Source organism: Hymenobacter aquaticus, assembly GCF_004765605.1.
In the GTDB taxonomy this organism is placed as follows: Bacteria; Bacteroidota; Bacteroidia; order Cytophagales; family Hymenobacteraceae; genus Hymenobacter; species Hymenobacter aquaticus.
On the sequence record NZ_SRLC01000001.1, the window covers coordinates 2328325 to 2340940 of the forward strand.

Sequence of the window (12616 nt, forward strand, 5' to 3'; positions counted from 1 at the left end):
CGCAAAAACCTATCTTTGCTGAGTTTCCCGCCGATTATCCTCTCCGTTTTTTTCTCTGCATGAAGTTCTCCCGCCTCGTCCCCGTGGTGCTGCTGCTGTTTGTGGTAGCCGTGGTTCTCACCGTTTTGCACGCCTACAACCTCGGCGGCCTGCCCGACGCGGTGCCCACCGCGGCCCGCTGGCTGGCCCTGGCCGCCATGACGGCCTACGCCACGCAGCGCCGCTCCCTCACCTTCTGGATTGTGGTGAGCATGTTCGTGGGAGCCGAGGCCGGCGCTGATTTCCCCGAGGAGGCCCAGAGCCTGAAGGTGCTCAGTGACGTGTTTCTGCGCCTGGTCAAAACCATCATTGCCCCGCTGGTATTCGCCACGCTGGTAGTGGGCATTGCCGGCCACGCCGACCTGAAAAAAGTGGGCCGCATGGGCGTCAAGGCCCTGGTGTACTTCGAAATCGTCACCACGTTTGCCCTCTTCATCGGGCTGGCGGCCATCAACCTGACCAAGGCTGGCAAGCTCGACCCGGCCGTGCTGGCCGCCGCCCAGGCCAGCAACAACGTGCAGGAAACCATTGCGGCGGCCCCCAAGCAAAGCGCGGCCGACATCATCACCCACATTTTTCCCGAAAACATTGCCAAGTCGATTGCCGAAGGGCAGGTGCTGCAGGTGGTGGTGTTTGCCATCATCTTCGCCATTGGCCTGGCGATGGTGCACGCCAAGCACCGCCGCCCGATGGTGGAGTGGGCCGAAAGCCTGTCGGAGGTGATGTTTAAGTTTACCAACGTGGTTATGTTTTTCGCCCCGCTGGGCGTGGGCGGCGCCATTGCCTACACCGTGGGCAAGATGGGCTTCGGGCCGCTGGTGAATGCCGTGCAGCTGCTGCTGACCCTGTACGCGGCCCTGATTGCCTTTATCATTCTGGTGCTGGTGCCGGTGGCGCTTATTGCGCGCATTCCCATCAAACGATTCGTGCAGGCCATTGCCGAGCCCGTCAGCATTGCCTTTGCTACCACCAGCTCGGAAGCGGCCCTGCCCCGGGCCATGGAAGCTATGGAAAGCATTGGGGTGCCGCGCCGGGTGGTGGCCTTCGTGATGCCGACCGGCTACTCCTTCAACCTCGACGGCACCACGCTCTACCTGTCGTTGGCGGCCATCTTCGTGGCCCAGGCGGCCGGCGTCGAGCTGACTTTCGGCCAGCAGCTGGTGATGGTGTTTACCCTGATGCTGACCAGCAAGGGCGTGGCCGGCGTGCCCCGGGCGTCCCTGGTAATCCTGCTGGCCACGGTGGCCTCGTTCAACCTGCCGACCTGGCCGGTGTTCATCATCCTGGGTATCGACGCGCTGATGGACATGGCCCGCACCGCCGTCAACGTTATCGGCAACTGCCTGGCCTCGGCCGTGGTGGCCCGCTGGGAAGGCGAGTTTATCGACAACTACGTGGCCCCGCCCCTCGACGAGCTGGCCGAAGCCGACAGCAGCCTGGCCCACCAGGTGCACTAAGCTGCCGCTGTTTTCCGTTTTTATTCCTCATCGGCAGGCCCTCGCAGCCTGCCGGTGCTGTTTTGAACCGTGACAACAGAAAGTAGTACGCATAGAATAGCCGCGCAGCCAAAGCAAACGTCTGCGCGTAATTCGCGTTGGAAGCGGCTAAGCCGCCGGCGCATTATCACTTAATCTCATCTGCATGAAGCGTTTCGCACTGATTTCCCTGTTCAGCGTCTTGCTCGTCACGCTGGACGGCTGCCGCTCGCTCGACAAAGCCCTGTTTACCGTGCCCACGGCCGCGCTCAATACCCGCCTACCGGTGCTGGAAACCAACGTGGAGGCCAGCGCCTTGAGCCGCTCCACGGGTGCCACCGCCGACGACGCCCAGAAGCTGTTCCGCCTGGAGCTGGACCGCAACCTGATGGACGACAAGGACACGACGACTTACGGCACCATCCGGCTCAACGTCAGCAAGGTAGCTACCCAGCGCACGGGCCGCGGCCTGCACATTTTCCAGCTGGCCACGCTGCTCACGCCTTCTTTGCTGGGCATTCCCATCGAGTGGTTTGAAACCCAGCTCCAGGCCGAAGTGCAGGTGGTGGACGTGAAAGACAACGTGCTGGCCACCTACAAGGGCAAGGGCAGCTCCAAAATCCGGGTGGCGGCCTACCACGGCTACTCCCAGAAAGGCGCGCCCCGCCTGGCCGACGTGGAAGCCCTGCGCCAGGCCCTGAACGAAATCCGGCCGAAGCTGGCCGCCGACGCTAAGTACCTGCGCGAGCAGCTGATTCTGGCCAAAACCGCCGGCGTGGTTACCATCAGCGACGTGCCCGGCTTCAGCACCGGCGAGCCGGCCGACTCCACGGCGCAGCCCGCCCCGGCCGGCTCCAAGCCCGAGTAACCCGGCAACCCTTATCTATTACCGGCGGCCCGGCGGCTCCCTTGCGGGGGCCGCCGGGCTTTGTTTTGGGGCCTGGCAGGTCAGAATTCGATACGGGAATTTCCGGGCGAATGTGCAACCTTTAACCCGGCAACCCTTCCTTTGGCGCGTGACGCGCCCGGGGGCGCGGTCCACTCATATCAACCTCCTTTCACCCCGTATGAAACACTCTGTACAGGCCTGGCTGCTGGCGGCGGGCCTTCTGGTGGCACCCGTGGCCCAGGCGCAAAAAAAAGCCCCAGCCACGGCGGCTACGCCCGCCTCGGCCCAGGCTTTCCCCTACCCCATTCAGCAGAAGCAGCTGGCCAACGGCCTGAACGTCGTGACCGTGCCCTTCGACTCGCCGGGCCTGGCCTCGTTCTTTTTGGTGGTGCGCGCCGGCTCGCGCGACGAAGTGGAGCCCGGCCATACCGGCTTTGCCCACTTCTTTGAGCACGTGATGTTCCGGGGCACGGAAAAATATTCGAAAGACCAGTACAACGAAGTGCTGAAAAGCCTGGGAGCCTCGGCTAACGCCAACACCTCCCTCGACCGGACCGTGTACCACATGACCGGCAACGCGACGATGCTGGAGAAGATGTTTGAGGTGGAAGCCGACCGGTTTCAGCACCTGAAATACCCTGAGCACGACTTCAAGGCCGAAGCCGGGGCCGTGAAGGGCGAGTACACTAAGAACTCGGCCTCGCTCTACACCCAGCTCAACGAGAAGGTAGCCGACGCGGCCTTCGACAAGCACACGTACGAGCACACCACCATGGGCTTTTTCAAGGACGTGGTAGACATGCCCAACCAGTACCAGTACTCCCTGCAGTTCTTCGACCGGTTTTACCGCCCCGAGTACACCACCCTGCTGGTGGTCGGCGACGTGAAGCCCGAGCAGGTAAACCAGCTGGCCGACAAGTACTTCAGCACGTGGCAGCGCGGCAGCTACAAGCCCACCATTGCCCCCGAGCCCGAGCAGACGGCCCCGCGCTACGTGCACATCCAGAACGCCAACTTCCCGCCCCTGGTGAGCCTTAGCTACCGCGGCCCGGCCTTCTCCGACCAGAACAAGGACCTGCCCGCCCTGGATATTCTGACCACGATGCTGTTTTCCGACAACTCACCGCTGTACGAGAAGCTGGTGGTGAAAGAGCAGAAAGTGCGCTTCGTGGGCGGCGCGCCCAACTACACCCGCGACCCGTACCTGACCTCCATCCGGGCTTCGGTGGTGAAGGCGGCCGACATGGCCTACGTGAAAGACGAAATTACCAAGGCCCTGGAAGAGCTGAAAACCAAGCCCGTGGACGCCAAGCGCCTGGCCGATACCAAGTCGGCGCTGAAGTACGGCTTCCTGATGGGCCTCGACTCGCCCGACCAGATTGCCAACGGCGTGGCCGAGTTTATCTGGCTGACCGGCAACCCGCAGAGCCTCAACAACTACTACGCCCTCTACGACCAGGTAACGCCGGCCGACATCCAGGCTGCGGCCCAGAAATACTTCGTGCCCGAGCACCTCACCGTGGGCACCATCGGGCCCAACACCACGGGCGGCGTGCAGTAGCGTTTTCTTGTTGATTGTTGATTGATAGTTGTTGATTGTTGTCAGGTCATTTTCTATGAATAACAATCAACTATTAACAATCAACAACCACCCAACCCTTCCCTCGATTCTTCTCTAATGAAACATACTTTTTCCCGCTTGCTGCTGGCGGCGGCCCTGCTGGGCCCGGCCGGTGCTTTTTCTACGCAGGCCGCCGACGTGGTGGAGCTGCGCCAGCCCAACTCCTCGAAAGTGGTGGTGAAGCTGCAGTTCCGCAACGGCTCCTCCTCCGACCCCGTGGGCAAGGAAGGCTTGACTTTCCTGACGAGCCAGCTCGTGACCGAAGGCGGCACCAAGGCCATGACGGCCGCCCAGCTCAAGGACTTCCTCTACCCGATGGCCACGCGCTACTACGCCACCACCGACAAGGAAGTCACGACCTTTACCTTCGAGTTTCACCGCGACTTTATCGACAAGTTTTACCCCGTGCTGCAAGGCCTAGTGCTGACCCCGACCTTCACGGAGGAAGACTTCGGCCGGGTGAAGTCCAACCTGCAGAACTACGTGGAGCAGGTAATCCGGGCCTCCTCGGATGAGGACTACAGCAAGTTTGCCCTCGAAGACCAGCTTTTCCGCGGCACCCGCTTCCAGCACATGACGCGCGGCACGGCCGCCGGGGTCAAGAATATCACCCTGGACGACGTAAAAAAGCACTACGCCGCCGCCTTCGGCAAAGACAACCTGACCATCGGCATTGCCGGCAACTACCCCGAGTCGTTTGCCAAAAAGCTGCAGGCCGACCTCGACAAGCTGCCCAAGAGCACCGCTAAAGCCGTGGTACCCACCGTGGCGGCTCCCAAAGGCATCCACGTCGAAATCATCAGCAAGACCGACGCCCTAGGCTCGGCCATCTATGCCGGCTTCCCCATCCAGACCACCCGCGCCAACGACGACTTCGCGGCCCTGATGGTGGCCAACTCGTACCTGGGTGAGCACCGCAAAAGCTACGGCAAGCTCTACGACAAGATCCGGACGACCCGCTCGATGAACTACGGCGACTACAGCTACATCGAGTGGTACGAAAACGGCGGCCAGAACATGCTGCCCGTGCCCGGCGTGCCCCGCCACGCCAACTACGCCAGCCTGTGGCTGCGCCCCGTGCAGATTGCCGAGGGCCTGCGCAAGCAGTATCCTACCGAGCTGGGCGGCCTCACCGTGGGCCACGCCCCGTTTGCCCTGCGCATGGCCGTGCGCGAAATGGACAACATCGTGAAGAACGGCCTGAGCAAAGCCGACTTCGAGCTGACGCGCACCTTCCTGCGCTCCTACGTGAAGCTCTACGGCACCACGCCGTCCAAGCAGCTGGGCTTTTTGCTCGACTCGAAGTTTTACGGCCGCAAGGATTATCTCAAGGAGCTGGACGGGCAGCTGGCCAAGCTGACCCTGGACGACGTGAACAAGGCCATCCGCAAGCACTGGCAGACCCAAAACATGTACGTGACCATCGTCACGGACGACAGCGAGGCCCAGCCCCTGGCCGACGTGCTGAAGCAGAACACGCCCTCGCCCATGAGCTACGCCAAAGTGGTGAGCGAAGGGTTGCCGAAGGACGTAGTGGCCGAAGACGCGCAGGTAGCCACCTACAAGCTGAACGTGACGGAAGTGAAAGTAATTGACACGAAAGACACGTTTAAGTAAGCAGAATACCAGGTTCTGAATATAGTAAAACCGCTTCAGCATACGCTGGAGCGGTTTTTTTTCGTTTGCCGATTAAACGTTGCCGCCCTTCGCGCCTCTATGGCCCGAAGATTCGCAACAACTCCTGCCTCTACCTGCCTTAGCCTTATGAAAGCAACCCTGCTCAAAACCATTATTCTGCTGCTGGCCGTGCTGCTGAGCGCCCCCGCCACCTTCGCTAAGGGCCGCCGCGACGAAAAGCCCGGCCGCCGGGAAGTGAAAGCCTATTACGAGGCCAACGTGCTGCCCGTAGTGCGGCAGCAGCGCCTGAAGCTGGACGCCCAGCTCTCGGCCGACGACAAAGCCCAGCTGGCCACGTACCGCCAACAGCTCCAGCAGCTGCGCCAGCGCGGCAAAAGTCTGCTCGAAACCCTGCCGCCCGGCGCCGCCCGCCCCGCCCTGACCGACGCCCAGCAGCAGCAGGTGCAGCAGCTGCGCTCCGAAAGCCGGGAAATCATGGTGAAAGTGGGCTTGCTGGCCAAGAAGTACGAGGCCCCGATGACGCAGCTCAGCCAGGAAATCCAGCCCCAGAAGGAGAAGTGGAGCACGGATCTGAAAGCCCTTACGGCCAAGTACGCCACGCCCGGGCAGCTGGAAAAGCGCCGGGATTCTGGCCACGCCGCCGGTAAGCTCAACCACTTCTTCCGCCCCGCCCGCTTTCTGCTGCTCGACCCCGCCGCCCCGGCTCCCCAGCCCGCCGCCGGCCCGGCAACTGGCCTGAGCGTGTACCCCAACCCCGCGGTGGGCAGCAACCAGCTGGAATACGCGGTGAAGAAAGCCGGGCCCGTCACGATTGAAATCCTGGATGGCCGCGGCAACACCCTGCGCCCCCTGGTGCAGAACCAGCCGCAGGAAAAAGGCAGCCACACGCTCAGCACCGACCTCTCGGATTTGCCCGGCGGCACCTACTTCTACAAAATCACAACCCGCACCGGCACCGAAACCAAGCGCTTCGTCAAGCAATAAGCACCCCGGTTCCTACGTATACAAAGCCAGCCCCCGGGGGCTGGCTTTTTTGTTTTTGCGCCGATTTGCCGCTCCGCCGCCGCCCGATACCGGAATCCTGCGGCCGGGGCGCTACCTTTACCCCTGTTATGCTACGCTCCCTGCTCACCTGGTTTCTTCTGCTCGGCTCGGCCCTGGCTATTTCGGCCTGCTGCGTCAACAATACCTGCCTTTGCCAGGACGCCTACGACGACGACGTGTTTCTGCGCTTCAACCTCGACGTGGCCAACGGGGGCTTCAAGCCCACCGAGGTCGATACCCTGGTGCTGGTGCGGCGGATTAAAGACCCCAAAAGCTCGACCCGGCCCGATACCGTCGTCATTGGCCGGGCCCTGGCCAACGTGGCCCAGCCGTTTTCCATTGGCCCCAGCCGCCCCTTCACCCGGTCGGGAGTGCGCTTCACGCAGTTTATCTATACCGTGGCGCTGCTGCACTCCGAGCGCCGCTTCGTGGTCGACCCCATCGAGGTGGAAAGCCGCTTCGTGGATGAAAGCGCCTGCTGCACCTGCTCCCGCAACCGGAAAAAAACCGTGGTGGTCAACAACGTGCAGTACGACGCCCACGACCCGACGGACCAGGATCAGCCGGTGTACATCACGCTCAGCAAGCAGTAGGCCGGGGCCGCGCGGGCAGTTTCTTTGCCGGCGGCAAGCCAGAGGGCCAGCTCGTCCGTATAGGATAAAAACCAGGCCTTGGCGGGAGTGAATCAATCTGCGGGGCCTCGCTGTTATACCGGCACTTATGCTACGAGAACCCACCGCCCGCCCTGTTGCTACCTCCCCGGCTTTTCCGTTCAAGACGACGCTGAGCCTGGAGCCGATTATTGCCTACTGGCGGGCCCGCGAAACCGACCCCAACCCCGGCGTGGCCCTGCTGGCCCGCTCCATCGGCGAGCAGGTAGCCGAGGCGCCCTGGTGCCGCGGCACCATTACCGACCTGAGCGTGCTCGACTGCAGCTGCGACCTGGTCGAGACGCTGATGATGGCCGTGTTTCCGCCCGCCTCCTTCGCCACCGACATCAGCGGGGCCGTGCCGCCGTTTCAGCGGCTGAGCTTCTACCACACGCCCCGGTTTGCCGACGTGCTGCTGAACGCCAACAAAACGGTGAAGCAGCCCCTGAACTTCGACACCCGCACCATGGACATCTACATGGCCCGCATGGTGTACCAGCTGATTCTGGACAAGGTGTACGGCGTGTACCTGCCCCTGCAAGGCACGATTATCTTCACCGTCCCGGACTATAACATCGGCTCCTACCGGCACTACGGCGTGGGTTACAACTCCACCTTCGTGGATGTGCGCGTGGTGGGCGAAAAACCCGAATTGACGCCCGAGCAGATTGAGCACCTGAGCCACAACCTGCACCGCGCCGACCTCTGGCACGAGCTGCTGCCGCCCGAGCGGTTCGAGCTGGAAGGCTTCAACATCCTGCACCTGGTCGACGTGACCGAGCAGGAAATTCTTTCTGAGCTGAAATACGACCTGCTGGAGCGTGACGTGCTCCAGGCCTCCGACCGGCTCGAACAGATTCAGGAGAAGCTGCGCGTGCTCTTTGGCCGGCCGTTTCTGCAGCTCGGCATTGCGGCCTACGACGAGAAAAAGCAGGCTTTCGTGGACTTTGGCCGCAAAATCAACCATAGCTTCCTCACCAAGCAGCTCAACAATCAGGACGCCAGCTCGGGCTTCCGCCGCATCTACAACCAGCTCTTGCAGGACCGCCAGCCGCTGGTGCTCCAGAACGTAGAGCAGGCCGATATTCCCGAAGATCTGCGCCAGCAGATTCTGGGCATCGGCATCAAGAGCACCATCCTGGCTTTGCTGCCCTACGGCGACGATACGGTGGGGCTGCTGGAGCTGGGCTCGCCCAACATCGGCGACCTGGACGAGTTCTGCATCGAGCAGGTCACGCAGTTCGTGCCCTTGTTTGCGGTGGCCGTCAAGCGCAATTCCGAGGAAATCCAGACCCGGGTGCAGGCCATTATCAAGGAGAAGTTCACGGCCATTCACCCCACGATGGAGTGGCGCTTTACCGATGCGGCCCTGAACCTGCTCAACAAGATTGAGGACGGCAACAAAAACGCCGAAATGGAGGACATCGTCTTCCACGAGGTCTACCCGCTGCACGGCGCCAGCGACATTCGCGGCAGCAGCACGGCCCGCAACGAAGCCATTCAGGGCGACCTGATTGAGCACCTGACCCTGGCCAACAAGGTCCTGAAAAAAGCCTCCGACTTCCAGCAGCTCCCGATTCTGGACGAGTTGAAGTTCTACGTCAACAAAAACCTGCGCCGCCTGCGCCAGGGCATCCTCACGGGCGACGAGGTCAGCATTTTCGAGTCGCTGAAGACGGAAGTGGAGCCGCTGTTCGAATATCTGGCTACCAATACGCCCGAGCTGCGGCCCGTTATTGCGCAGTACTGGAACAACATGGACCCCGAGCTGGGCATCCTCTACAAGCGCCGCAAGGACTTCGAGCAGAGCGTGACCCTGCTCAACGACACGGTGAGCGACTACCTCGACGAGGAAGAAGCCAAGGCCCAGGAGATGTTTCCGCACTACTTCCAGCGCTTCAAAACCGACGGCGTGGAGCACAACATCTACGTGGGCGCGTCGCTGGTCGAAAACAAGCCGTTTGACCTGGTATTCCTGAAAAACCTGCGCCTCTGGCAATTGCTGGTGACGGTGGAAATCACGCGCCGCACCGCCGCCCTCAAGGCTAAGCTGGCCGTGCCCCTGGAAACCACCCAGCTCATCCTGATTCACGGCCAGCCCCTGAGCATCCGCTTCCGCCAGGACGAGCGGCAGTTCGACGTGGACGGGGCCTACAACATCCGCTACGAAATCATCAAGAAGCGCGTGGACAAGGCCACCGTGCTGGGCACCGGCGAGCGGCTCACCCAGCCCGGTAAAATAGCCTTGGTTTACGCCCAGCTTCGCGAAGCCGCCGAGTACATGGAGTACATCGACTACCTGCAAGACCGCGGCCTGCTCACACCCGAAGTAGAAGAGCTGGAGCTGGAAGAGCTGCAAGGCGTAAAAGGCCTGCTGGCCCTGCGGGTCACGGTGAAAATTTAATGTGCTCAGGTGCTAATGTGGGAAATGTGCTAAGGCCAACCTCGTGTCATTACGAGCAACGCGAAGCAATCCGAAGGACAGCGTAGCTAATCCGTCCTCTGCAAGTGATAAACACTCTTTTACCAGAAAGCCCTTTATTCCAGTGGGAATAAAGGGCTTTTCACGTTAGAAGGCTGAGCACATTTCAGAGGACGGGTTAGCTAGGCTGTCCTTCGGATTGCTTCGGCTTGTGCCTCGCAATGACACGTCTTTTCATTTTGCACATTCTACCACATTAGCACATCAGCACATTTTCCACATTAGCACATTAGCGTCTCCACCAGAGCTGTAGGCCGGAGCGCAACAGAACCAGCCAGCCCAGGCCGGCGGCGAAGCCGGCCAGCACGTCGGTAGCGTAGTGCACGTGCAGGTAGATGCGCGTCAGGCCGATGAGTACGGCCCAAAGCACCAAGCCCAGGCCCAGCAGCGGGTGCCGGCCGTGGCGCCAGAGCAGCCAGGCCACGCAGCCGTAGAGCGCCGTGCCAATCATGGCGTGGCCGCTGGGGAAGCTCAGGCCCACTTGCGGAAACAGGGCCGTATCGGGGCGCAGGCGGTGAAAGTGGGTTTTGAACAGCTGGTTGAGCAGGGCGCTGCCCGCCACGGCCAGAAAAACTTCCAGGGCCTCGCGCCGCCGCTTGCGCCACGCCAGCCCCAGCGGAACTATCACGCCGGCCGCTACCAGAAACGGTGCCGAGGCAAAGAAGGTAACGCCTACCACCCAGGGCGTGAGGGCCGGGGCGGCGGCCCGCAGCTGGTCTACGTAGTCGAAAGCCGCTTGGTCCAGCAGCATGGAGCGCTGCTCGAACACGACCCGGGTGAGGTAGTAAAAGGCGGTCAGCGTCGTCAGAAACACCAGCAGCAGCACGCCTACTTCCACGGCCAGAAAGGTCAGCAGGGTAAGCAGGCGGGTATAAAGCTTTTGCATGGCAGCCGGGAAGCGGGGAATGAACCAGGAAAAGAAACAACCGGAACGGGCCGAAAACAAAAAAGCCGACCCTTTCGGATCGGCTTTTCGTGGTGCGCTCGGAGAGACTCGAACTCTCACACCTTGCGGAACTGCCGCCTGAAGACAGCGCGTCTACCAATTTCGCCACAAGCGCATCTTGGTGTTAATCAACTGGCCGCCCTACCGGGGGTGTCTTTCAACGATGCAAAGATACAGCGGCCCGATTCATTTTATCAAGCCTTGAGCAAAAAAAATCGTGAAAAATCTTTGTCTAAATGCTATTCAGGCTGTTTTTCAGCTAATTGCGGTGCGTATTTAAATCGATTTTTTACTGTTTTCTCGATTTGCTGGAGCAGCGGAATGGCAATCAGCAGCCAAACCAGGCCGGCGGCGAAGCCCGCCAGCACGTCGGAGGCGTAGTGCACCCGCAGATACACGCGCGTCAGGCCAATGAGCAGAATCAGCGCGGCTAACAGGGCCACCAGCACCCGGCGCAGCACCGGGTGTCGGCGCACGTGCGTTAGCACCAGGTAAATCAGCAGGCCGTAGAACGAGGCGCTGATCATGGCGTGGCCGCTGGGAAAGCTCAGCCCCGAGGCCGACACCAGCGGCAGCAGGGGCCGGGGCCGCTGGTAGGTGTTTTTCAGCAGCAGGTTCAACGAGATGCTGCCCAGGGCCACGACCGGCACCAGCAGGGTGTACCAGCGGTGCCGCCGCACGAACAGAAAGTAGCCGATCAGCAGCAGCGCCAGGGCCGTAATGAAGTTGCGCGAGGCCAGAAACGTTATTTCCTCTACCCACCCGCTCTGGTTGTCGCCGAGCAGGTGCCGGGTCCAGTGAAACGCCCGGGCGTCGAAAACGGCGGCATCCTGATTCAGCACCTGGCGGCCCAGCGCCAGAAACCCGGCCACGCCCAGCACCCCGATCAGCAGGGTCAGGGCAAACTCGGCCGTGAACAGCATAAAGCCCGCGAGCAGCCGGCGGAAGTAGTTGGTCATTGCGGCGTATAAAAAGTACGACTAGCTTGCATACGACGGCGGCGGGCTTGCGGCTGCTGTTATTGCCTTGCTTCGGCGGCCGGCCCCAGCTGACCGCGCTATTTTTCCGTGTGTAATGTCTCTCGCCGATGCCGGTTTCGACCGGGTAGCTGCTTTCTACGATCCGCTGGCCCGCCTCGTGTTTGGCGACGCCCTGCGGCGCGCCCAGCAGTGGGCCCTGCAAGCTCTGCCGGCCGGCCGGCCCCGGGTGCTCATTATCGGGGGCGGCACGGGCTGGGTGCTGGGCGAAGTGCTGCAACGCCAGCCCGAGGCCCGGGTGCTGTACCTGGAAGCCTCGGCCGTGATGCTGGCCAAGTCGCGCGAGACGCTGCTGCGCCAGCACCCGCAGCGGGCCGGGCAGGTCGAGTTCCGGCTGGGCACCGAGCAGGCTTTGCAGGCCACCGAGTCGTTCGACGCCATCATCACCTTCTTTTTCCTGGATCTGTTTGCCCCCGAGCGGCTACGGGCCATCCTGAGCCGGCTCAACCAGGCGCGGCGGCCCGCCGCGCCCTGGCTGGTCGCCGATTTCCGACCGGCCCGCCCCCTCTGGCAACGGGGGCTGCTGGCGGCCATGTACGGCTTTTTTCGCCTTACCACCGGCATCAGCGGCCGGCAGATGCCCGACCTGGGGCGGGAACTGGCCGCTTTTGGGTTACGGCGGCAGCAACAGCAGCTGTTTTTCCGGGGCATGGTCGAAGGCGCGGTATTCGGCTGAATCGGCCCGCGGCCGGGGGTATTCTGCGCTGGATGCGGAAAATCTATTGGGCCGTAGGCGCCTAACTAGCCCCAGCCGCCCTATTTTTAGGCATCCATCCTTGCTTACTCCTTCCTGAA

Annotated in this window: 10 protein-coding genes and 1 tRNA gene; 8 read left to right on the forward strand and 3 right to left on the reverse strand. The window is 61.9% G+C overall.

The features are described 5' to 3' along the window. The first annotated feature begins 59 nt into the window (after positions 1 to 59). The 7 genes from E5K00_RS09595 to E5K00_RS09625 all read left to right on the forward strand — a co-directional run bounded on the left by E5K00_RS09595 (position 60) and on the right by E5K00_RS09625 (position 9760). Positions 60 to 1496 (forward strand): dicarboxylate/amino acid:cation symporter, encoded by a 1437-nt coding sequence (locus E5K00_RS09595; protein WP_135463002.1) that lies wholly within the window; start codon positions 60 to 62, stop codon positions 1494 to 1496. A 184-nt stretch (positions 1497 to 1680) separates the two neighbouring features. Next, positions 1681 to 2382 (forward strand): hypothetical protein, encoded by a 702-nt coding sequence (locus E5K00_RS09600; RefSeq protein WP_135463003.1) that lies wholly within the window; start codon positions 1681 to 1683, stop codon positions 2380 to 2382. A gap of 199 nt (positions 2383 to 2581) precedes the next feature. Continuing rightward, positions 2582 to 3964: a M16 family metallopeptidase gene (locus E5K00_RS09605; protein WP_135463004.1), complete on the forward strand. Its 1383-nt coding sequence runs from the start codon at positions 2582 to 2584 to the stop codon at positions 3962 to 3964. Between the two features lie 117 nt (positions 3965 to 4081). Beyond that, positions 4082 to 5641 carry a M16 family metallopeptidase gene (locus tag E5K00_RS09610; RefSeq protein ID WP_135463005.1) on the forward strand — a complete coding sequence of 520 codons (1560 nt, stop codon included), beginning with the start codon at positions 4082 to 4084 and terminating at the stop codon, positions 5639 to 5641. Between the two features lie 147 nt (positions 5642 to 5788). Beyond that, a complete protein-coding gene (locus E5K00_RS09615; RefSeq protein ID WP_167856819.1) occupies positions 5789 to 6646 on the forward strand; it encodes a T9SS type A sorting domain-containing protein in 858 nt (285 codons plus the stop codon). A 128-nt stretch (positions 6647 to 6774) separates the two neighbouring features. Beyond that, positions 6775 to 7299 carry a hypothetical protein gene (locus E5K00_RS09620; protein WP_135463007.1) on the forward strand — a complete coding sequence of 175 codons (525 nt, stop codon included), beginning with the start codon at positions 6775 to 6777 and terminating at the stop codon, positions 7297 to 7299. A 127-nt stretch (positions 7300 to 7426) separates the two neighbouring features. Beyond that, on the forward strand, positions 7427 to 9760 hold the full coding sequence (locus E5K00_RS09625) for a GAF domain-containing protein (protein WP_135463008.1): 2334 nt from the start codon (positions 7427 to 7429) through the stop codon (positions 9758 to 9760). 307 nt (positions 9761 to 10067) lie between these two features. On the opposite strand, the gene E5K00_RS09630 is transcribed toward E5K00_RS09625, so the two are convergent. The 3 genes from E5K00_RS09630 to E5K00_RS09640 all read right to left on the reverse strand — a co-directional run bounded on the left by E5K00_RS09630 (position 10068) and on the right by E5K00_RS09640 (position 11743). Then, positions 10068 to 10724 carry a phosphatase PAP2 family protein gene (locus tag E5K00_RS09630; RefSeq protein WP_135463009.1) on the reverse strand — a complete coding sequence of 219 codons (657 nt, stop codon included), beginning with the start codon at positions 10722 to 10724 and terminating at the stop codon, positions 10068 to 10070. 90 nt (positions 10725 to 10814) lie between these two features. After that, a tRNA-Leu gene (locus E5K00_RS09635) sits at positions 10815 to 10899 on the reverse strand. A gap of 124 nt (positions 10900 to 11023) precedes the next feature. Beyond that, on the reverse strand, positions 11024 to 11743 hold the full coding sequence (locus E5K00_RS09640; RefSeq protein WP_135463010.1) for a phosphatase PAP2 family protein: 720 nt from the start codon (positions 11741 to 11743) through the stop codon (positions 11024 to 11026). 115 nt (positions 11744 to 11858) lie between these two features. Between E5K00_RS09640 and E5K00_RS09645 the strand changes: the two genes are divergently transcribed. Further along, positions 11859 to 12497, forward strand: coding sequence for a class I SAM-dependent methyltransferase (locus E5K00_RS09645; protein WP_135463011.1), 639 nt, complete (start codon positions 11859 to 11861; stop codon positions 12495 to 12497). Positions 12498 to 12616 lie beyond the last annotated feature (119 nt).

Bases quoted from the DNA above. Each gene is read 5' to 3' on its own strand.
- E5K00_RS09645 (WP_135463011.1), top strand. From the start codon at position 11,859: ATGTCTCTCGCCGATGCCGGTTTCGACCGGGTAGCTGCTTTCTACGAT.
- E5K00_RS09640 (WP_135463010.1), bottom strand. From the start codon at position 11,743: ATGACCAACTACTTCCGCCGGCTGCTCGCGGGCTTTATGCTGTTCACG.
- E5K00_RS09620 (WP_135463007.1), top strand. From the start codon at position 6,775: ATGCTACGCTCCCTGCTCACCTGGTTTCTTCTGCTCGGCTCGGCCCTG.
- E5K00_RS09625 (WP_135463008.1), top strand. From the start codon at position 7,427: ATGCTACGAGAACCCACCGCCCGCCCTGTTGCTACCTCCCCGGCTTTT.
- E5K00_RS09615 (WP_167856819.1), top strand. From the start codon at position 5,789: ATGAAAGCAACCCTGCTCAAAACCATTATTCTGCTGCTGGCCGTGCTG.
- E5K00_RS09595 (WP_135463002.1), top strand. From the start codon at position 60: ATGAAGTTCTCCCGCCTCGTCCCCGTGGTGCTGCTGCTGTTTGTGGTA.
- E5K00_RS09630 (WP_135463009.1), bottom strand. From the start codon at position 10,724: ATGCAAAAGCTTTATACCCGCCTGCTTACCCTGCTGACCTTTCTGGCC.
- E5K00_RS09610 (WP_135463005.1), top strand. From the start codon at position 4,082: ATGAAACATACTTTTTCCCGCTTGCTGCTGGCGGCGGCCCTGCTGGGC.
- E5K00_RS09600 (WP_135463003.1), top strand. From the start codon at position 1,681: ATGAAGCGTTTCGCACTGATTTCCCTGTTCAGCGTCTTGCTCGTCACG.
- E5K00_RS09605 (WP_135463004.1), top strand. From the start codon at position 2,582: ATGAAACACTCTGTACAGGCCTGGCTGCTGGCGGCGGGCCTTCTGGTG.